Genomic DNA, 20,699 nt, shown 5'->3' with positions numbered 1-20,699 from the left:
GGGAGTACACTCACATGCGAATCTATGACCGTTCAGGCTTCCCCAATCCCGCCCGGGTCCGCATCGTCGTCGCTGCGAAGGGTCTTGAGGATCAGATCGAATTCGTTCCCGTCGACCTGATCGGCGCTGGCCATAAGCAGCCCGAATTTATCGCGAAGAACCCGTCGGGCGTCCTGCCGGTGCTCGAGCTCGACGACGGCACGTTCATTTCCGAAGTCACCGCGATCACCGAGTATCTCGACAATCTTGACGGCGCGCCGCTGCTGACCGGCCGCACGCCGCGGGAGAAGGCGATGATCCACATGATGCAGCGCCGTGCAGAAGCCGAGGTGAGCGAGGCCGTCGGTCACTATTTCCATTATGCCACGCCGGGACTCGGTGCTGCCCTGCAGCCGCACAAGAGCCTCGACTGGGAGGGCCGTACCGCCTGGGGCGAGCGCGAACGCGATCGTGCTTTGGCGGGCATGCGCTATTTTGATGGCGTGCTCGCAACGCGCCCGTTCGTTGCCGGGGACAGCTTCTCGATGGCCGATGCCACGCTGCTCGCGGGACTGATGTTCGCCGATGCCGCCGGCATTAGCGCGCCGCAGGACCTGACCGCCCTCGCCGACTGGCGCAGCCGCGTCTCGGCGCTTCCGTACGTCGCCAACCGCAGCGGCCAGGCCTTCGAGGCCGAAGACCTCCGCCGTCTCGGCTTTTGATCCATCGTGGGCGGAGCCCGTGCTCCGCCCGCCAAAGGAGACCACCCATGTCCAATGCCTTTTTTGACGGTAGCCGCCGTTCCTTCCTGGCCGCTGGCACCAGCGGCGCTGCCGCGATCGGCTTTGCCGCCTCCAGTCAGGCCGCGACCCCGGTGGCGGCTGATCCCCGCTTCCCGGGAAGTACGCGTGTGATCAACCGTACCGCCAGCACGCTCCGCCTCTCGGACGGGACCGAGCTCTACTACAAGGACTGGGGCAAGGGTCCCGCTGTAGTTTTCTGCCACGGCTATCCGCTCTCGTCGGATGCGTGGGAAGACCAGATGTTCTTCCTGGCGGCGCGCGGTTTCCGCGTTGTAGCATATGATCGTCGCGGCTTCGGGCGTTCCAGCCAGCCGTCCCATGGCTATGACTATGATACCTTCGCCGACGATCTCGCAACGCTGATCGAAGCGCTCGACCTCCGCGCGGTAACGCTGATCGGTCATTCGATGGGTGGCGGAGAGGTCGCGCGCTATATCGGCCGCCACGGCGAGGGGCGCATCGCCCGCGCCGCTTTCGTCGCGGCCGTCACGCCGTTCCTGTTGAAGACGGCCGATAACCCCAATGGGGCGCCCAAGGCCCTGTTCGACACGTTCCGCGCAGCGGTGCTGGAGAATCGCGCGCAATGGAATCGCGACGTGACGATCCCCTATTACAGCTTCAACCGGCCGGGCGCGAAACCGTCCGACGGGTTGCGCGAGAATTACTGGCGGCAAGGTCAGGCCACCGGCATCCAGGCGGCCTATCACGCGCTCGGCGCCTTCTCCGAGACCGACTTCCGCGCAGATCTCGCCAAGATCACCGTGCCCACCCTCGTCGTGCACGGCGATGATGACCAGATCGTACCCATTGAAATTTCGGGCAAGCTGACGGCGCAACTGGTGCCGCATGCGCAGTTGCTGGTCTACAAGGGCGGGTCGCACGGCCTGCTGCACATCGACAAGGAGCGCCTCAACGCCGACCTGCTCGCTTTTCTTCAGCGCTGAGGCGTGATGGCGATCGAGGAGGAACTCGACCGCTTCACTGCGATAGGCGATGACGGCACCTGGCTGACCGTCATTGCCTATCGTCTTGTCGACAGCGTGGACACACCGCGCGGACCGCGACGCTTGCTGGGCGCGCGGGCGTGGCGATTGTCGACGGGCGAGCCACTGTCGCTCGTCGACAGCGCGACCTATCTGGTCACCGCTACCGGCGAACTCGTCCGGCGGATGAATCCGCCTGCCGGTGACCGCGGAAACTTTCCCGGTAGCGCGCGGGGTTAAGGCCCACCCTGCGCTGAAACGCTCCCCGCATCTGTTCGGTGCTGGCAAAGCCGCAGTCGAATGCAATGGCCTTGAGCGGCCGGTCGGTCATCTCCAGGAGCTTACGCGCCTGATCGATCCGCACGCTTTCAACGAAGTCATGTGGGGTCACCCCCAGCTCCGCGACGAACAGCCGTGCGATGCTGCGCGGGCTGGTGCCGCCTATTTCCGCCAAGCGCTTTACGTGGAGCGGCTCGTGCAAGTGCCCGAGGACATAGTCCTGCACCTTGCCGACGGGCGAGTCCGCATCGATGCGGGCGGTGAGCAAGGGGCTGAATTGCGATTGGCCGCCCTGACGCTGCGCTACGACAACCAGCCGCTTCGCGCAGGCTAGCGCCAGCGCCTCGCCATGGTCCTCGCTGACCAGCGCCAACGCCATGTCGATTCCCGCTGTCACGCCCGCCGAGGTGATCAGCGCCCCATCGCGGGCAAAGATGCGGTCAGGCTCGACCCGCGCCTTGGGGAAGCGCGCGGCGAGCAAAGCCGCATTCTGCCAATGCGTCGTCACGGTCCGACCGTCGAGCAACCCCGCATGACCGAGCGCGAAAGCGCCCGTGCAGACCGAGCCATAGCGCTCGGCGCGCGCCCCGCAGCTTTGTAGCCAAGCCGACACCATTGGATCTGCCGCCGCGTCCGGCAGCGTAGGCCCGCCCGCCACCAGCACGGTGTGGAACGGCCGCTGCGCTTCCCCCAGCGACAGATGGGGCATCAGCGCCATGCCGTTCGAAGCGCGCACCGCCGCATGCGACGGCGCTACGAGCAGGCAGTCATAGTGCTCTGATTTGGGAAGAAAGCCGTTTGCTTCAGCGAAAACGTCGAGCGGCCCAGCGACGTCGAGCGCCTGCACCCCATCCTGAATCAGCACCGCGATCTGCCGCTTGGCCACGCGCTCCTCCCCTTCCGATCACCATGATCGCCTGTCCGATACGCGCGGCATCATATCACACAGCTTTGGCACGAATTCCAGCAAGCGCGTGATTGCTGCCAAGGCCGCATCCTGCGAAAACCTTCGGGTCGGCACGGGTTGTCCACCCCGCAATCGCTCGTGCCGACACCCGATCTTCCGGCGGAGCGGTCCGCCGCCGCGCCACAGGCGCGCTTCCACAGGAGCCTATCCGATGGCTGACGACAGGCATTTCACCACCGCTGCCGGCGCACCGGTGGCAGACAACACCAACATCCTCACCGCGGGCCCCCGCGGCCCGGCGCTGCTGCAGGACGTGTGGCTGCTCGAAAAGCTCGCCCATTTCGATCGCGAGGTGATTCCGGAGCGCCGGATGCATGCGAAAGGTTGGGGGGCGTATGGCCATTTCAAAGTCACGCACGACATCACGCGCTACACCAAGGCGGCGATCTTCTCGGAGGTCGGCAAGAAGACGGATCTGTTCCTGCGCTTCTCGTCGGTTGCCGGCGAGCGTGGCGCCGCAGATGCGGAACGGGACATTCGCGGCTTCGCAGTGAAATTCTATACCGAACAGGGCAACTGGGACCTGGTAGGCAACAACACGCCGGTCTTCTTCTTCCGCGATCCGCTGCGCTTCCCCGACCTCAACCACGCGATCAAGCGCGATCCCCGCACCGGGCTGCGTTCCGCGGACAACAATTGGGACTTCTGGACGCTGCTGCCCGAAGCGCTGCACCAGGTTACGATCGTAATGTCGGAGCGTGGCGTGCCGAAGAGCTTCCGTCATATGCACGGCTTCGGCAGCCATACCTACTCGATGATCAACGCCGCGCGGGAGCGCGTGTGGGTCAAGTTCCACTTCCGGACCCAACAGGGCATCGCAAACCTCACCGACGCCGAGGCCGGCGAGATCGTCAAGAACGACCGCGAGAGCCATGGCCGCGACCTGTTCACTGCGATCGAGACCGGCGACTATCCCCGCTGGACGCTGTTCATTCAGGTGATGACCGAGGGCCAAGCCCAACTGCACCGGCACAATCCGTTCGACCTGACCAAGGTGTGGCCCAAGGCGCATTTCCCGCTGATCGAAGTGGGCGTGCTGGAGCTGAACCGAAACCAGGAGAACTATTTCGCCGAAGTCGAACAATCCGCCTTCTCACCTGCAAACGTCGTGCCGGGCATCGGCTTCTCGCCGGACAAGATGCTGCAGGCGCGGCTCTTCTCCTATTCAGATGCACAGCGCTACCGACTGGGCGTCAACTTCGCTCATATTCCGGTCAATGCGCCGAAATGTCCGGTGCGCGTCTATCACCGCGACGGCGCAATGCGGACCGACGGCAATCTGGGTGCGACCACGCCCTATCACCCCAACAGCAGCGGCTTGTGGGCCAACCAGCCCGATTTCGACGAACCGCCGCTGCCGGTGGACGGTGCCGCCGCCCATTGGGACCACCGGGTCGATGATGATCACTGGGAGCAGCCAGGCAATCTGTTCCGCAAGATGACGCCGGCCCAGCAGCAAGTGCTCTTCGACAACACCGCACGCGCGATGGGCGACGCGGCGCCGCACATCAAGCAACGCCATGTCGACAACTGCACGCGCGCAGATCCCGCCTATGGCGCCGGTGTCGCCGCCGCCCTCCGCCTCCCCGCGTTAGCCGCCCCCACACCGGAGAACCCCGCATGACCGATACCCTGCGCAACAGTGCCGCGATCCACGGCATCGCGGTGCCCGATTCCCGCTTGGGCCGCGCGATCACCGCGTTCGTGCGCGACACCGAAAGCGAGCTGTTGTTCAACCATTCCAGCCGCGTGTTCCTCTTCGGCGCGCTCGCCGGGCTCCAGCGCGAACTGAGCGTGGATCGCGAACTGCTCTATGCAGCTGCGATGTTCCACGACATCGGCCTGATGCCCTCGAACAGCAGCCCGGATCTGCGTTTCGAGGTGGACGGCGCAAATGCCGCGCAGGACTTCCTGCTTGGGCATGGCGTCGATCCGGGCGAGGTCACTCTGGTATGGACCGCCATTGCGCTGCACACCACGCCCGGCATCCCCGCCTTCATGCATCCGGTGGTCGCGCTGACGACTGCCGGTGTGGAAATGGACGTGCTCGGCCTGACCTATGACGACTATGACGATGCCACGCGCAACGCGGTGGTTGCCGCCTTTCCGCGCACGGCGCATTTCAAGGAAGACATTCTCCAGGCGTTCTACGACGGCATCCGCCACAAGCCGGACACGACCTTCGGCAACGTCAAGGCGGATGTCATCGCGGACAAGGAGCCGCATTTCCACCGCGGCAATTTCTGTTCGGTGATCCGCGGCTCCCGCTGGGCAGGCTGATCGTCTCCTGAAGACTTTGGATCGACGGCCGATCCCTCGGCCGCCGATCCACCTTTTTTTTCAGGCCGGCAGCCGCATCTGCTTGCGAAAGCTTTTGTCGAAGGCTCCCTCGGGCACGAAGCGGCGAAGCAGGCTGACCTGGCGAGCGACCTTGCCCACCGTGTACCGATGCCGGGGCACCCGCGCAGTTGCCGCTTTCAGCACCGCCGCTGCAACAAGCTCGGGCGGATCCGCCTGTACCATCACGTCCCGCATCAGCGTCTGCGCATTAGCGCGGGCCTCGGCATAGGCGTCCAGCGGCGAGTCCGGCACGATCAGGTTCGTCTCGAACGCCGTCTGGGTATAAGCAGGCTCGATCAGGCTTACCCGAATAGCGAAGCCGCGAAGCTCGTGATCCAGCGATTCCGACAGGCCCTCAAGCGCATGCTTGGACGCTGCGTACAGCGCCGAATAGGGCGCCGGCAAAAAGCCCAGCACAGAACTGATGTTTAGGATCCTGCCCTCTCCCTGCGCCCGCATCTGCGGCAGCACCGCCTTCACTACGCGAATGACGCCGAACAAGTTGACCGCAAACAAATCTTCCGCCTGCGCGATCGACGATTCCTCAAGGCCGCCAAGCAGCCCCACTCCCGCGTTGTTAACGAGAAGACGGATAGGACCGGCCTGCGAGGCCGCGGCCACGGCCGTCTCCACCGACGCAGTGTCGGTCACGTCGCAGGGGAGCATAGTCACCCCATCGACATTCTCGTGCGGCCGCCGGCTGGTGCCGAACACGCGGTAGCCGCTCGCGGCGAGCAGCTTCGCCGTCGCCAGCCCGATTCCGGTCGATGCACCCGTTACCAGCGCAACCCTGTCGTTCTCCCGCATATACAGCCTCTTGCCTCCTGACCGACTCGTTTATAGTATGACCATCATATTGCAGTATGACCATAATACAATAGGAAGAAGGAGCATGCGGATGCGACGATCGTCGCTTGAGAAAGCTGCCTCACGCGAGCGAATTGTGGCGGCGGCGGGGCGGCAGTTTCGCGAACAGGGGATTGCCGCGACGGGCCTGGCCGGCATCATGGCCGAAGCCGGGCTGACCGTCGGTGCCTTCTATGCGCACTTCCAATCGAAGGAGGATTTGGTCAGCCACGCCCTCGACGCGGCGCTCGATCAGCAGCGGTCGGCGTTGTCATCCGACGCCGGGACCAACCTACTTCCTAGGCTGATCGACGCCTATCTGTCGCCAGCGCACCGCGACGCGCCGGGGCAAGGCTGCGCGAACGCGGCGCTTGTCGCGGAGATCGCACGCCAGCCGGGGCCGGTGCGGGAGGGCTATACCGCGCAGCTCCGCACGTTGATCGATCAGCTCACGCCTGTGTGCTGCTCCGCAAACGACAAGGGGGCCCGTGGCCGGGCAATTGCCACCTTCGGGATGCTGATCGGCTGCCTCCAGCTCGCTAGAGCCGTGGACGATCCCGCGCTTTCTGACGAGATCCTAGCCGCAGCCAGGCAGGCGGCTGCCGGGCTGGCGAGCCCGGCGCGTCAGAATGACGGAGGGCCCGGCGAATAGCGCCGGGCCAGGGTGCTCACATCGTCGCCTGCTCGATTGCTGCAACAAGCGCGGCCGGGTTGGTGACGAAAGGCGTATGCCCCGTGTCGAGCGACACTTCCTTGCGCACCGGCGTCGCAGCCACCATTGCCGCCTGTCCGGCAGGGCTGACGACCTGATCGCGAGCGGTGTGAATATAGACCTTGTCGACACTGGCGAGCGCGCCGGAAAGATGGATCGGCTCCGCCAGCGGCGCCAGCGGCTCTGGCACCACCGCGTTCGCAACCGCCGCCTGGACACCCGCATCGGCATCATTGGCAAACAGCTCACCGCGAGCATCCTCCGCGACCGAGGCGATGCCGTTCGCCTTGTCGACGATCAAGTGCGGCGCAACTTGCGAGCCCGGATCGGCCGTCGCCAGCGAGAGCAGCGAGTCGCCGTCGCGCGGCAGTAGCGCCGCCACATAGACCAAGGTGCGGACCTTCTCTGGCGCCGCGTCTGCAACACTCGAGATAACCATCCCTCCAAAGCTGTGCCCGACCAGAATGACGGGGCGACGTGTCTTGCCGATCACGTTCAACACTGCCTCCCGATAGACTGTCAGGCTGACGGCGTCGGCAGGGGCGACGTTGCCCGGTCGCCCCGGCAGATCGATCGAAAGCACGCGATATCCGTCGTGGCGCAGCGCGGCTTCCACGCCCCGCCAGATCTCGGCAGTCTCGAACGCGCCGTGCACGAGCACCACGTCGGGCTTAGGCTCAGGGCGTGCTGTTGCGGGTAGGCTGGTCAAGGAGGCCGACGCGGCGAGCAGGAAAGACAGCAATCTCATTGGGAGAACTCCGTTATCGATGCCGGTACCTAGGCTTGCTGCTCGGCTCCTCCCATGACCACGAATCCGATAGACTTGCCTCCGCGTCCCGGGCGCGTGCTTCGCCGGGCGGAATGGTCGCTAGAGATCCGACGGCGAAGCACGAGATGCACCATCGATTGATGGTAGCTCGCTCGGCAAAATTGCGGCCTCTCCTTCTTCCTCTTCAAGCGAGCCAGAGACGTCCAGTGTCTGCGTTGAACGCCGTCAACAAAGGATCGCAAAGTGCATATCCTGACCCATCGCGTCCTTCTTTGACCGCCTTAACGATCAGGCGGTCGTCGAGGAATCGGTGGTTGTAGAACACGTTGAGGGAGGAAGCGCCGGCTGCAGTGAGGCCTGATGGCGCCCGGTCGAACGAGAGCTTGCCTGCGTGCCACTGGACGCCCTCCTCTAGTAGGACCTCCCCCAGTAACGTTCCGTTTTCCCACCGAAGACAGAATGCTTGCCCGTCCGGAGCGGTGACATCATTGATAGGCTGTTCAGCCTTGCTGAGATTCGAGAGAAGCGCCGCAAGATCGAAGCCTGCGTCGACAAGTGCCGCCAGTAGGACCGCGTCGATCGTGCCGGTTGCCTCCATAGCCTGTAGATCCGTTAGGCGCGCGCTTCGAGCGGCCTGCTCATCGAGCATACCAGAAAATATCTCCGCGACCTCTTCGGCACTCTCCACCTCAAAGAGGAAGGATGTCTTTTGTAGATTGGCACCAAGCGCCGTAATCTCCAAATTAATTGGGCTCGCATTGAGCGATCCTTCGAACGCCGCAAATTCAAGAGTCACAACTTCAGCTTTCAATCCAAGGTCGCCATACTTCGCCACCTCGCGGCGAGCTGCAGCCTCTACCTCGGCATACATATCAACCAAGTCTGAAGCATCGCGAAGAACGCTCGCAACTCCGTCGGATATTTCCTTCGCGGTAGTTAGGAGATCATCCAGGTCACCACCTTCCCCTTGCCATCCGCATACTTTGATTGTGACGGACACCCCGCTATCAATCTCGATCCGAACGAGCACGTCTTCACGAGGGCCGGACTGACGGTCCGAGAGCGCGACAGAGTAATCATAGAAATCGGGGGGCGTTTCGATCCCGTGCTCTGATCGCAGCCGCTTGGTGACGGTGGCTGCGAGCAACTCGAGGTCGTCACAGGCAGGCGCCATATTGTTCTCTTGCATTCTCTTTCTCCGGTTGGGCGCCAACGCGCTCCTTTTCCCGCACCATTGCGGAGCAGGTCTGACGAAATCATTGAGAGTTGGGGGCGAAAGGAACTGTCACGGCCAGCGGGTTGGCCGGAACAGCGAAACGTTTTCGGTGTGCCCTCTGGTCTGCATGCGTGCACCGAATTCTGGAAACCCGAGCGAGGCCGGGAATGACCTACCGCTCAGCGCCGATCAGGAGGTGCGCGATCGCCGAACAGTCTGGATACGCGGGAACGTAGGTTGAGGATCGGTAAGGTGCTGAGGCGGCGCGCTGCATGGAGATCGGCAACCGTGCCAGCCAATCGACATGGATAGCCGCTCTGATAGCCGCGCCGTGCCAGGCCGCTATTGGACGTCCAAAGTTCGCATTGTGCTTCCAGCCCCGTGTTGTCATCAGCAGATGTACGTGTGGGCGGATCTTCCAGCCTCCCATCGTATCCGCCTCCGCGTGAATGGCCCAGGCCACTGCAGGCCCCCGCCGAACCAGCGTCTCGCGTGAGAATTCTCGAACCCGAGCAACGGCCTCTTGCTGCGAGAGCCCAGCCGGCAGCGTCAAGGCGATGTGCCAGGCCTTGACGGCATCCGAGCGCAGGTCCTCAGCCGCCATGTCGACCTCGCGCCAGATGCGGCCAGGTTCTCGAGCCCATTTGGGGTGACTGGGTGGAAGCTCCAGCCCGTGTGCGACGAGATCAGCTCGGTGGGTGTAGTCGATGGTCCCGTACGCATCTGATCCGGCCTGGCGGGTGATGTAGAGAAAATTGGCATATGCGCCCCGCAGGGTCGCCCGCCGGTCTCCCGACATCGTGGCGAGCCCCGCCGCTGATATTGGTCGGATGCTAACCGGACGTCGATCATGGAGAGAAATCATGGTCATAGCCTTTCTGAAGGTCAGCGAATGGGAAAAGCGCCGCGGGCTCGCTGCCGCTCAGCCAAGATCCGCAGCGCGACGCGCGCAGGATGCGTCTCGTCATCTACCGTCGCGTGAAGATCGGCCCACATCGCCCATGCGACCTCAGCCTCCCCAATAAGCTCGCGTTCAGTCTGTGCGGGATCCGGAAGGAAGACGCTGGGAAGCTCAGGCACGCATTCCGCAGAGCAACTGCAGAAGCACGGCACACCTGGCGCCACCCCTCGACGAAAGCGGCCCATCACCCAGCGCGGAAGTACGCGCAGCCTCTCTTTGCTTTCTGCAAGCAGCTGCGTGAGACCGGGGTGCCGTGCCCCGTCAAGAATGCCGCGCATCTTCGCTTCGAAGGAGTCGTCTGGTTCCCAACTTATGATTGGGCCCGTCACCGGGAGCCGCACCTCGATCCAATCCGCGAGAGAGGCGGGCAGCGCATCGTCGCGCAGAGCGGTGGCCTGCGATTGGAAATGAAAGCCACCTTCTGGATCCGGCACGACACTGAGGATGGCAACGCCGATCACAGGGCGCGAATAGGGCCGCAGAAGGAGGTTGGGGCACGTGGCGACGGACCGGAAGGCGATCGCAGTGGACACGCGGGAGAAGCCCTGCGCCTCCAGGCGCAGAAGATCATCGAACATAGATAGGTACCTTTGGAGAAAACGACGCTAGTGAAGGCGCCACGAGATGTCGCGAACGGCGAGCCGCTCAGGCCGCGAACGAGCGGTGGATTTGAGCAGCCGGGAGATCGCTCGCGGTCAACCAGGACTCGAGCGCAGGCTGCAGCCGGGCATCGACCTCGGCCCCAAGCGCGGTGCGCGTTCGGATCTGGTGCAGCACCAGCTTGAACGTCGCGAGCACATCCGTCTGAAGCGCATGCAGCACCGAAGCGGAACGCGAGAAGGTCCAATCGATGAACCGATCCTGCGCGTCGCGGCGAGAAGCCGGCATGTTCATGCCCGCACACGCTTCTGCAAACGGGGTTAATCGCCCCTCCTCATCGAGCCCACGAAGATCAATGGTGGGTCGCGGAGCAAATCCCGCGAGCGCTCGGATCGCGGTGGACCGCTGCCACCCCGGTAGTCGTCGGATCGCAGGCAAGATCTGCTCATCAAGCGCATAGCCCGCAATGATGCCGGTTGGCGGCAGATGACGATCAAGCCACGCGATCAGCGTGTCAGATCGGTCGCCATGCTCCAGGACGGAGCAGAACAGCGAAAAATCTATGCGCGGCTCGGCGACGTTGCACGAGAAAAGAGCGATCCCGACCACAGATTCCTCTGCGGCGTCAGATATCAGATGAAGAGGGTCGACGGTTGCAGCCGCGATGGCCGTAAGCGTGTAACTGGGCATGATATGCAGTCCGGAACCTCGGACACGCGGCCTCGCCCGATTACGCTTTCATGTGGGGGAAAGGCCGTGTGTCACTATTTTTGGGAAAGCCCCCGTTTGGGGAGTGGCGACCGGCCACGCGCGGACGCGCAAGCCGAAGCAGCTGGCGGAGGATCCTTCTCTTTTTTCCTTCCAACCTTCTGCTCACCTTCCGCTTCTCGAACTCCCTGTGGGACACGGCGCCGCCTGGTGCCGTCCTGCTTTTCCATGCTCGCTCCGCGCCTTCACTCATTGCGAGCGCGGACCTGCCAATCGCTGACATCCTAACTCTCCACTTCTCTGGGCGTACAAGTCCCCGCCCCTGCTCGTACGCACCTCAATGTCGCATGCCGCGCGTTTGCTCGCTGGCTCTTTCCATCAAGCCCTCGGCTCGACCATGGGCGCCATCTCCGGGTTGGCGCGAGTTCGTCGTCCCAGCCTTTGTGTCTCCAAGGGTCATCCCCAGAGGAATAGGTCGTGAGGCTCTCGCCTGACGTTCCAACGCTACAAGCCGCACGCGGCGAAGGAATTCCCGCCAATGGGGATCATTGGTGACCTGCTCGATCTGTGCCGCAAGCGCAGGTGGAACATCTGCGCGGACGGATAGGCGCGCTTCGCGCTCCACCACGAGGCTCGGGTCTTGCTCGACCGCTTCGACGGCCTCTCTGTAGGCCGGCGGCAATGCAGCGTAGCCCCCGAGGCGCTTCCGCGCGCTATCGTCTTCTTGTCGACGCCAAGTGAGCCAACGTAGATATTGTTCGAGGTGAGACCACCACCTGGGCTTTGGTTCGGGGGGCGTCGAAGCTGACCGCGCTGGCATGACTACAGCGCCGCCGCGCGACACGACCGCGGTAGCGGCAACCTCGAAGCACTCGACTCCTTCCCGCAGAGGCAGCGCCCGGAGAGGCGGCGTGTCGAACAGCATTGCGGGCAACCGTTGTGAGGGAGCCCGGCTCTGCGGCGCTGCGGCCTTGATGGCGACGCCGATGAGAGGCGGCGCGTCGGTCCGCGGAGCAAGCGTTGGAAGCGGCTTCACTGACGCCGAGGCCACCCGGCCGACACTTGTTCCAAGGGGCCCCGAGGCAACGATCATTGCGGCACTTCGCACCGATTCACCGGCTGCCGGTAGAGTGGCCAAATTGGGCCCGGGACGTAGATGGGCGAGCGGTTCTCTTGCGCCGATGGCGTCTATGCGCACCTTTCTTCGAGCGCCCTTGGCATCGGAATGCTTGATAGGCTTGATAGAGGCCGCTGCCCGCCTTGAGGGCACGGCCCGCGGCTCTTCGGAAGAGAGCGTCTCTTCGCGGTCCTCTTTTTGAGACAACTGGCCAGCCACCCCTATCTTCACAGCGGCGGCACCTACGCGTGACAATGGATCAGGGGGCGAAACGGAGGCGATAGTCTCAGCCTGGCGCTGCGAAGGCAACCCGTTAGCCGGCTTGGTGTCGGCGATCGACGGGCTTTTGCGTGGGGTCACCATGCGGGGCGCCTCAATCTTCTTGAAGCCGGTCGATCCCAGCCGGAGCAGCTCACGACGTTGCGCCTCTAGGATGGCCTCCTTGATCCTCGCCAAGGCGTCCCGCTTGCTACTCAGGTCTTGGATATCCATGCGGGCGACATTCCGCGCTGCTATCGCAACGTTGCGCGTGTGGGCTGCCACCGTCTCACCACGTGCAACAAGGTCGCTCAGCGCCGGACCGAGATGCTGCTGTGCCTCGAGATCAAGCCCACGGGCGCCGTAGGACAGCCCGGTGTACTCCACATCCCGACCGGCATGGCGTGCGGCCTCCGTTTGCGCATGTGCCCACAGGTGACGAAGTGTGCGCATGCCCTCCGGCCCGTCGATCGCCGTTACGAGATCGTCAGCGAACTTCCATTCGGAATACGCGATTTGCTTTGCTGGCCTAAAAGACGTCAGAAAATGGACATGCCAGTTGCGGTCGTCGCCATCCTGATCCGGCCTGTGAATGACTGCGCTATACGGGAGGCCAAGGGCCTCGAATATGTCACCGAAGCGGCGAACTGCGTCGATCTTCTCCGCGTCACTCGCGTCGGCATCGAGCGCGAGCACGAAGCGGACCTGAATTTTTGCATTCTTGCGAAGCGCACGTGCGACTGCTTCGATAGCACCCCAACCCGCCCTGATTTCATCGATAGTGTGACCGATGTTCGAGAGCAGTACGGGCTCCCCGTCGACGTCTGCTAGCGCGGCGCCGTCGCGCATGGTGTAATCGAAATGACGCGCGGCGCAGCCAGGCGCCCCACCCTTGCCGCCTGCCCGCGAATAGTCCCCGCGAATATAAACACCGATGCGACCGAGTGCATCTTTCATTTTGAAACAGCTAGGGGAACGGCGGCTAGGTGGCGCCTTCTTCGCTGCCTTCCTGGAGCGGGCCTGGGCCTTCCTCGGCTTGTCCTGGACGCGAACGCTTGCGCCCCACCGCCTGAACGCATTTTCCCAATCGGCTAATTCTTTGGCGAGGCGGCGCGCGCTCCTAGCGTCTTCACAAGCTGCCCACAGTTGCCGGCTCCGAACCTGCACTTGCTCGCGCATTCGCTTACGTTCGACACATCGGTCTTGCCGCAACGCCTTCTTCACCTCACGTCCACCCTCGGCGACCCAGGTGCCGTCGACCATCAACTCGAGCTCTTTCAAGGGGGGTGGGGCTGCCCGGCGGCCCAAGGGCCCAGAGGCCGAATTCGAAGAATTCATTTATTGCGCCCCCACCCCATGAAACTCCCTCTTCAGCTTCATCGCCACGGAATCCTGTGCCGAAGAGCCAGCCGACTTTGAGCTAATTTGAGTCGGCGAAACCATGTGAGTCGGATTGAATCGCGGGCCCCCCTCAGGGCTGCAGCTGGGCAACCCGGGCTGCGACTCGCATGGGTTAGGCGATGCTCAATCTGCAGGAGAACTCCCGAAAGGAGCTTCTCAATGCCACCACCGACGCTCGACGATGTAATCGCAGCGCTGGCCGAACTCGACGGAACGATCGCGGAGCGTAACGCCGTGATCTCGGCTCACGCCAGCACCGCAGCGCCGTGCCATCCGCACCATCATTGGTGGACCGCCGGCGGCCTCGCCATTGCCGCGAGGCTCCGGGCTCAAGATATCTTGGCTTTGGCAGGATTGCTCGCCCAGCCTTGCGACACATTCTGCGAAGCGCTTGGCCGAGCAGGGTTTCAGTCGTCGCTGCTCGAAAAGGCACGAGCCGCAATCGACGCGGATCGAGACGCGCTCGAGCAGGCCGGGCAGGAATTGCTTCAGCGAAAGGGTTGGATACGCGGGGCAGACTTTCCGCCCCGTTGGCGAGCACAGCCGAAATTCGGGCTAGGAGCACCGTTCGTAGCCTTCGGCTTTGTCGCGGCCGACCGATACGCCTGGGAGGCGGCATGGTCGCTTCCGCATCACGTCCTCAGCGCATGCGTGACTGCAATCGCGAAAGACCAGCTTTTCGAGGCAGCCGGCGAGGTGCTGGCCGAGCTGGTGGTACGCAACCGCCACGAGCTCGATGCTCTCGGAAAACATTTCCATCATCTGCGCGCAACCGCGGCGTATCGCAAAGATTGTCGGACCTTCGCGGTCTGGCAAGCCGCAAATCCCGAGCATCTCTGGCGGACCCTGCTCGCCAATGCCCGGCAAGGCCATCTCATTCGTACGACGGCAGCGGCCCTCAATATTCAGGTGCCTGCACTCGTCCGCCGGGGAGAAGCCGCAGATTGGCTCTCAAGCCACGGCGCAAACCTTCGCTTCACCAAAGAGGACTAGACCATGCAGATCAACGTCACGTTTCGTGGAAAGAGCATCATCATCAACGACATTGCCCCGTTTGTTGCCGAGCAGAAGCGCCTTGAGGCGAAGCTTGGAAACATCATGCACGACTTCGACCCGAAGAACCCCAGCGTGCTTCGGCACCGGGAGTCCGAGATCGTTACCCTTTATAATCAGATCATCGAGATTTCCGACATCGTGCAGCAGTGGCGAGATGCGGAGGAAGCGGCGCTGGGACCCATCCGCGATGCCAACATCATGACCGTATGGGAGGAATGGCTCAAGTGGCAGGCCGAAGACTATGCCAACGCCGCTCGGACGCAGAAGCCCCAGGAGAAGAGCGGGTGACCTTTCGCTCGCTGGACGATGATCTGCGGGTAGACATCCCTCAGCTGGACCGTCGGTTGCAACTCGTCCTCCCTGCCCTGTTCGAAGATGACGGAACCCCAACGGATGCGGCCGCAACGTTGGGGTTCTCGTGCGGTGTCATTTCACCGGATATACTCGTCGGCGGTTGGGACTTCGAGGGCGAGCTTGGGCACGCCGGATCACTCCGGATCGCCGGGCTGCGCCTGCCCAAGGTCGGCTACTACATCGCCGACGACGACAGCCTCAGGAGCGCGACATCTAAGCTTTGCGGCAAGATTCCGAAGTGGCCAACGTCGCTGGAGGACGTCGTCTCGCAGGACGAGGAGTCGTCGCTGCGGCCATTGTCGGCAAAGGCCATGCGTCGGCGCGTGAACTGCTCCATCCGTGACATCAGCATCGTTAAGGACGTGCTGCGGGTAAACGACGCGCTCGCCGACATGCTTGTTGCAGGATTGAAGGCGAGCGCTGCCCTTGTCGATGCTGGTGCCGCGAAAGCGGCTGCATCCATGGCTTTGCGCGAACAGCAGCTCGCGGCTGAGATCGAGCGGTTGGTGGGCCTTGCGCTATCGAAGGCGCGCGAGGTCGCCTGTCACTGCCTCACGATCGTAGACATCTTTGGCCGTTATCGAGCTGTCCCTGAAAATAGGCACAAGGCTCGCTTGGCCCTCGCCTCAGCCACGCTCAGTATCAGAAAAATAGCGGTGCGCTGGGAAGCTGGCAGCTCGCGCAACGCTGGAGCCAATTATCGCCTTAAAAAGATTAGCCAAATGCTCACGGCGGCCAGATCCTTCATCGAGGCCGTAACAGAGCATGTAGGGGCCGATCGAGATGGCGTCACCGAATGGTGGAGCCTGATCAACAAGGCCGTACATCCCAAAGGGACGAATAGAGGAGACCTTGAAGGCTACGGAGCAATAGCCGACATCGTGACAACGCGCCTCGACGAAGCCGCGCGCACTCTCCTGTTTAACCGTCAGGCGCGGGCCAAGGCGGTCGACGCCGTGAGGGCGATCGACACCTTCCGCATCTTCCAGCTGCTCCATAGCGGGCGGTTGCAAGAGGCAGTTACGCTATTCCCTTGGTTGGCAGCACCATGTGCTCGCTTTCCGGACTTTGCGGGCGGCTTGGCTGATGCCGTTGCCGTTCTCCTGGAGTTGCAGCGTTGTCGCACGATACTCCGCGAACTGATCGTACGAACACACGGCAATGTCGACTTCGACAACCAATCCGCGCCCGTGGCAGCAGAGCGTGTGACCATCCAGATGGCGCGCCGCTCAATGGCTAACGTCGAGGCCATGAGCGATACGTTGTCCCGCAATGCGGGCTTTGCGACCACCACGCGGGACTTCGCCCTCTCACACGCTCTCTTCAAAGCGCAAGCTGCCGGCGCGCCACTACACGACCGACACCTAATGCGGGTGCTCCAGCAGGGAAGGACCGACTGGGCTTCGGAGCAAGCATCTCGCGATCCCTCCACACTCACGACGACGCGGGCAGCCCGGGAGGCGTCAGCGGTTGTGATGACTGCGGGCCCGGAAAGGTGGGACGTGCCCCGCTTCTTCGGAATGACGGCCATTGAGTTCACTGCCGCGAGTGTTCAGACAATCCTCAGCACCTCCCGCCGAGGACGCGATGCACTGAAGAAGCGTAAGACAAAAATGGAGATGGAGCCCGACCTCGATAAAAGCATCTTCCAACTAGTACGCCAGATGCTGAAGGAAGCCGATCCTTCGGAAGAAGAAGTAAGTCGTTTGCTCAAGCGGGCTCGTGGCGATGAGAGTGGTCAGGGATCTATGCGGCTGGGACAAGCGATCATCAAGGCCCACAAATCTGCACGCGCAATTGCGCTGGAAATGCGGCTAGCCAGCAGTCTGCATGCAGCTCCTATATGGCGGATGATGCAAACCGGCTTCGATCCGTCGGTGGACGCGGCCCCAGCGGCTGATCAGTGTGTGCCGGCCTACTGGTACAATCCCGAATACGACCTAAACTGCTGGGCGGCCTTTCAGGGAGCAGTGAAGAGCCCGTTATCGCCGTCAGTCGTGAGCCTGCCAGCCACCCGCCGGGATGCTCTGATGGCCGAGCTCGCGGCATTTGCAACCTGGGCGCCAACGCTTATCGCTGCTTTGAACCCCACACATCAAACCGCTCGCATCCTGACATGGATGGCCCACGGCTTCATCGGCTTGGCGGCTGAACCCGAATTTGCGGCGCTTCGATGACGAACGCCCTCAACGCTCGAGAGCCATCTTCATATCGAACTAGACGGGGCACGGCAGAGTTTGGGACTTTGCTGCCCTTACCGAGCGACGCGTCGAACGGCAGGTTTCGCCGGTAGCAGACATCCGGCACCGGCCATCGGAGCACGACTGGAGATGGGCCGACAGCCGACAGGCAGCTTCCGGTTTCGGAGATGACGATAGCGGACATATAGACTGCCGACCCTCTCGGTGTAAATGATATGCTCTACCGATGACTGAGATTGGCCAGTTGGCGACTGGGATGAGTTGCGGCCTTCGCTTGCCGGTCGCTGATCCTCCGCGCGGCGTCAAATCATTCGATACTTGATCACAGTCCCCGACTGTACTGTGTTATGCTTGTTGCTGCCGGCTCGATCCGCTGGGCGGTGACGGGGGCGACTCGCGGTGAGGGCACAACGGGGGGAGAACATTGGACAGGCTTCTAGACGATCTTCTGGCTGCGCTCGGCGTCGTCTACTACCATCGCTGGTTCGTGCCGTTCGTGCTGATGCCGGCGATGCTCGCCGTCGCCGGCGCCATCCACTTCGTGGCGGCGCGGAGGACTCGACCCTTCATCGTCGCGGCACGCCTTCGCGCGGCGATTCTCCGGGATGCGCTGGGTAGCGACCCCGATCCGGCCGCGGAGCGCGAGGCCTTCTCGCAACGATACATCGACGTCGCCCGGCAGATGAGTGGTGAAGCACCCGCCGCGCCTGCGCTCGTGCAGGCGTGGCGCGAGTTCCAGGAGTCGGTCATCGACGACAACGAATCGACGATCCGCAACACTAGCCGGCCGAGCGCCTTCTTCGTGCGGGTCATCCCCCGCCAAGCCACCCTCACCTTCGCGTCAAACGTATTCGTTGGTATAGGGCTGATCCTCACGTTCCTCGGCCTCATCGTCGCCCTCAACACCGCCGCGCACGGCATGGCCGGTGGAGGCGTCGCCGACGCGCAGGTCGCCCTGACGGGCCTTCTCGTCGTGGCGGGCGCGAAGTTCTTCTCCTCTGTCGCCGGCCTGGTCGCGTCGATCTGGTTGAGGATGGCCGAGCACGGCCTGTCGAAGCGGGCGACCGCGCCCATCGAGGAGATCTGCGACCTCCTCGAGCGCGGGATGCTCTACATTCCGCCGCAGCGGCTCGCCGTGGAACAGCTGGCGGTGCTCAAGGAGCAGCGCGACCAGCTGAAGTTCTTCAACACGGACGTCGCGATGCAGCTCACCGACCGGATCGGCGAGCAGTTCCGCAAGGCCATCGAGCCGATGACGCAGTCGCTGGGCGACCTGAACACCAACATGACGTCCGTCACCCAGGGCATCGGGGCCGGGGCGGCGGAGGCCATCGAGAAGGTCAGCGGGGATCAGCTCCGCGGCCTCAGCGAGACGCTCACGTCGCTGCGCGACCGGCTCGACGACATCGGCGCGAAGGTGGGTTCGTCCGGGTCGGAGGCCGCCGAGCAGATCAAGGCGGCCGGCGCGGAGTTCTCGAGCGCGGCGCGCGACATCCGCGACGCCTTCGACAAGCTCGCGGTAAACGTCGACGGTCTGGGCGAGAGGCTGACACGGCAGGGCGAGGAAGCCGCCAGCGCGCAGGACGAGTCCGTGGCCCGGATGCGTCAGAGTTTCGAGGACGCGCAGGCGCGATCGGCTGAGCTCATGGAGCGCGCCGTCGCGGCCCTCCAGGGCGCCGGACAGCAGGCCGCCGAGGACATGCAGCGCAGTCTGGGCGAGGCGCTGGCGGCGGGCGTCGCGCGCAACGAGGAGACGTTCCGCAAGGCCCTCGAGGAATCCGGTTCGGCGCTCCGCGAGACCTCGACCGAGCTCGCGCAGGCGATCGCCGGCGCGGCGACGGGCATTGAGCGCGCCGGCGCCGCCTTCGCGGACAGCGCGGACAACGCCAGCCGGTCCGCGGGCGCGATGGGCGAGATGGTCGAGAACGCGGACCGCGTGTCCTCGTCGCTCCGCCAGGCGTCGGATGGCCTCTCCGGCGCCGCCGCCCCGGTCGTCCAGGCCGCGCGCTCGCTGAGCGAGGCCGCGGGACGGATCGCCGGTGCCGTCGAGCAGAGCGGCGCGGCCGAGCAGGAGGCCGTGCGCGAGATGCGCGAGCTGGCCGAGGGCATCAGGCAGACCCACGCGGCCGCCGAGACTGCTTGGCGCGACTACCGCGCGCGGTTCGAGGGCGTCGATCGGGCGATGGCGCAGACCACCGAGAGGCTGGCGTCCACGCTGGGCGACTCCTTCGCCGAGTTCCGCCGCTTCGCGCAAGACACGGACCGTGAGCTGGCGTCGGCCGTCGCGAAGCTGGCCGGGACGGTCACGCAGATCGAGGAGTATGCCGAGGCGCTGGACGAGTATGTCGAGCTCAACCGCGGGCAGCGGCTGGAGGCGGCTGAGTGATCCTCGAGGAGGCCATCGAGCATACCGTCGAGGAGGAGAACTACTTCATCTCGATGACCGACATGATGGTCGGGCTCGTCTTCATTTTCATTGTCCTGCTCATGTATTTCGCGCTCCAGTTCCGCGACGTCACCGAGCAGCTTTCGGGCGCAGACAAGACGCGGACGGAGATCCTGAAACAGCTCGAGCAGACGCTGAAGTCGAAGGGCGTCCAGGTGACGATCGACACGCAGAACGGCGTGCTGCGGCTTCCTGACGCGATCCTGTTCGACAGCGCCCGGGCGGAGCTGAAGCCCGCCGGCCAGGTCGCGATCGGCCATCTCGCGGAGGCGCTGAACGACGTTCTTCCCTGCTACACCGACCTTCCCGATCCCAAGACCGTCAGACCGGCGAGATGTCCCGACACGCCGCACCGGATCGAGTCGCTCTACATCGAAGGCCACACCGACGACGTCCCGCTGACGGCGGGCTTCCAGTTTAAGGACAATTGGGACCTGTCGGTGGTCCGCGCGACCAACACCTACCGGGCTCTTGTCGGGATGTCGTCGGAGCTTGGCGACCGGTGCGCCCGCAAGAAGGGCGAGTGCGACCCAATCCTCAGCGTGAGCGGCTACGGTCCCAAGCGGCCGGTGATGGACATGCGAGGGACGCCTGACGAGCGGCGGCAGCGCGACCGTCGGATCGATCTGCGCATCCTGATGGTCACGCCGGACTCGGGACAGACCGTCCGGGCCGTCGCCGAGCGGCTCGCACGGAAGTGACC

18 protein-coding genes are annotated in these 20,699 nt (G+C 63.7%); 10 read left to right on the top strand and 8 right to left on the bottom strand.

Going from position 1 to position 20,699, the window contains the following annotated elements; genetic code table 11:
- The first annotated feature begins 14 nt into the window (after window positions 1-14).
- Both ACTJKY_RS18090 and ACTJKY_RS18085 read left to right on the top strand, forming a co-directional pair.
- Window positions 15-701, top strand: a complete 687-nt coding sequence (locus tag ACTJKY_RS18090) for a glutathione S-transferase family protein (RefSeq protein ID WP_440847493.1) — start codon at window positions 15-17, stop codon at window positions 699-701.
- A 47-nt stretch (window positions 702-748) separates the two neighbouring features.
- The gene (locus ACTJKY_RS18085; RefSeq protein WP_440847492.1) at window positions 749-1,726 is read left to right on the top strand and encodes an alpha/beta fold hydrolase; all 978 of its coding nucleotides are present in this window, start codon (window positions 749-751) and stop codon (window positions 1,724-1,726) included.
- Between the two features lie 202 nt (window positions 1,727-1,928).
- Here ACTJKY_RS18085 and ACTJKY_RS18080 read toward each other — a convergent pair whose 3' ends face one another.
- Window positions 1,929-2,930, bottom strand: coding sequence for a GlxA family transcriptional regulator (locus ACTJKY_RS18080; RefSeq protein WP_440847491.1), 1,002 nt, complete (start codon window positions 2,928-2,930; stop codon window positions 1,929-1,931).
- A gap of 232 nt (window positions 2,931-3,162) precedes the next feature.
- On the opposite strand from ACTJKY_RS18080, the gene ACTJKY_RS18075 reads away from it, so the two are divergent.
- Complete coding sequence (locus ACTJKY_RS18075; RefSeq protein ID WP_440847490.1) at window positions 3,163-4,635, top strand: catalase; 1,473 nt, start codon at window positions 3,163-3,165, stop codon at window positions 4,633-4,635.
- Window positions 4,632-5,291 (top strand): HD domain-containing protein, encoded by a 660-nt coding sequence (locus ACTJKY_RS18070; RefSeq protein ID WP_440847489.1) that lies wholly within the window; start codon window positions 4,632-4,634, stop codon window positions 5,289-5,291. Before ACTJKY_RS18075 ends, ACTJKY_RS18070 begins: the two co-directional genes overlap by 4 nt.
- Window positions 5,292-5,351: 60 nt before the next feature.
- Here the strand turns inward: ACTJKY_RS18070 and ACTJKY_RS18065 are convergent, their stop codons facing one another.
- Window positions 5,352-6,158 carry an oxidoreductase gene (locus ACTJKY_RS18065; protein WP_440847488.1) on the bottom strand — a complete coding sequence of 269 codons (807 nt, stop codon included), beginning with the start codon at window positions 6,156-6,158 and terminating at the stop codon, window positions 5,352-5,354.
- 85 nt (window positions 6,159-6,243) lie between these two features.
- On the opposite strand from ACTJKY_RS18065, the gene ACTJKY_RS18060 reads away from it, so the two are divergent.
- Window positions 6,244-6,849 carry a TetR/AcrR family transcriptional regulator gene (locus ACTJKY_RS18060; protein WP_440847487.1) on the top strand — a complete coding sequence of 202 codons (606 nt, stop codon included), beginning with the start codon at window positions 6,244-6,246 and terminating at the stop codon, window positions 6,847-6,849.
- A 16-nt stretch (window positions 6,850-6,865) separates the two neighbouring features.
- On the opposite strand, the gene ACTJKY_RS18055 is transcribed toward ACTJKY_RS18060, so the two are convergent.
- The 6 genes from ACTJKY_RS18055 to ACTJKY_RS18030 form a co-directional block, all read right to left on the bottom strand.
- Window positions 6,866-7,651, bottom strand: a complete 786-nt coding sequence (locus ACTJKY_RS18055) for an alpha/beta fold hydrolase (RefSeq protein ID WP_440847486.1) — start codon at window positions 7,649-7,651, stop codon at window positions 6,866-6,868.
- A gap of 211 nt (window positions 7,652-7,862) precedes the next feature.
- Complete coding sequence (locus tag ACTJKY_RS18050) at window positions 7,863-8,867, bottom strand: hypothetical protein (protein ID WP_440847485.1); 1,005 nt, start codon at window positions 8,865-8,867, stop codon at window positions 7,863-7,865.
- Window positions 8,868-9,066: 199 nt separating this feature from the next.
- Window positions 9,067-9,693, bottom strand: coding sequence for a MobA/MobL family protein (locus ACTJKY_RS18045; protein WP_440847484.1), 627 nt, complete (start codon window positions 9,691-9,693; stop codon window positions 9,067-9,069).
- A gap of 86 nt (window positions 9,694-9,779) precedes the next feature.
- Window positions 9,780-10,433 carry a hypothetical protein gene (locus tag ACTJKY_RS18040; RefSeq protein ID WP_440847483.1) on the bottom strand — a complete coding sequence of 218 codons (654 nt, stop codon included), beginning with the start codon at window positions 10,431-10,433 and terminating at the stop codon, window positions 9,780-9,782.
- A gap of 67 nt (window positions 10,434-10,500) precedes the next feature.
- Window positions 10,501-11,145, bottom strand: coding sequence for a hypothetical protein (locus ACTJKY_RS18035; protein ID WP_440847482.1), 645 nt, complete (start codon window positions 11,143-11,145; stop codon window positions 10,501-10,503).
- Between the two features lie 355 nt (window positions 11,146-11,500).
- Complete coding sequence (locus tag ACTJKY_RS18030) at window positions 11,501-13,801, bottom strand: MobA/MobL family protein (RefSeq protein WP_440847481.1); 2,301 nt, start codon at window positions 13,799-13,801, stop codon at window positions 11,501-11,503.
- 297 nt (window positions 13,802-14,098) lie between these two features.
- Between ACTJKY_RS18030 and ACTJKY_RS18025 the strand changes: the two genes are divergently transcribed.
- The 5 genes from ACTJKY_RS18025 (at window position 14,099) to ACTJKY_RS18005 (ending at window position 20,697) form a co-directional block, all read left to right on the top strand.
- A complete protein-coding gene (locus tag ACTJKY_RS18025) occupies window positions 14,099-14,932 on the top strand; it encodes a hypothetical protein (protein WP_440847480.1) in 834 nt (277 codons plus the stop codon).
- Window positions 14,933-14,935: 3 nt separating this feature from the next.
- Window positions 14,936-15,283: a hypothetical protein gene (locus tag ACTJKY_RS18020; protein ID WP_440847479.1), complete on the top strand. Its 348-nt coding sequence runs from the start codon at window positions 14,936-14,938 to the stop codon at window positions 15,281-15,283.
- Window positions 15,280-17,526 (top strand): hypothetical protein, encoded by a 2,247-nt coding sequence (locus ACTJKY_RS18015; RefSeq protein WP_440847478.1) that lies wholly within the window; start codon window positions 15,280-15,282, stop codon window positions 17,524-17,526. The genes ACTJKY_RS18020 and ACTJKY_RS18015 overlap by 4 nt, the downstream gene beginning before the upstream one ends.
- Window positions 17,527-17,974: 448 nt before the next feature.
- Window positions 17,975-19,936 carry an anti-phage ZorAB system protein ZorA gene (gene zorA / locus ACTJKY_RS18010; protein WP_440847477.1) on the top strand — a complete coding sequence of 654 codons (1,962 nt, stop codon included), beginning with the start codon at window positions 17,975-17,977 and terminating at the stop codon, window positions 19,934-19,936.
- The gene (locus tag ACTJKY_RS18005; RefSeq protein WP_440847476.1) at window positions 19,933-20,697 is read left to right on the top strand and encodes an OmpA/MotB family protein; all 765 of its coding nucleotides are present in this window, start codon (window positions 19,933-19,935) and stop codon (window positions 20,695-20,697) included. The genes zorA and ACTJKY_RS18005 overlap by 4 nt, the downstream gene beginning before the upstream one ends.
- The last annotated feature ends 2 nt before the right edge of the window (window positions 20,698-20,699 follow it).

The sequence above is a fragment of the Sphingomonas sp. 22176 genome (assembly GCF_052045505.1).
Taxonomy (GTDB): domain Bacteria; phylum Pseudomonadota; class Alphaproteobacteria; order Sphingomonadales; family Sphingomonadaceae; genus Sphingomonas.
The sequence above is the reverse complement of the archived record's forward strand: the minus strand, read 5'-3'. Positions and strand labels throughout refer to the sequence as shown.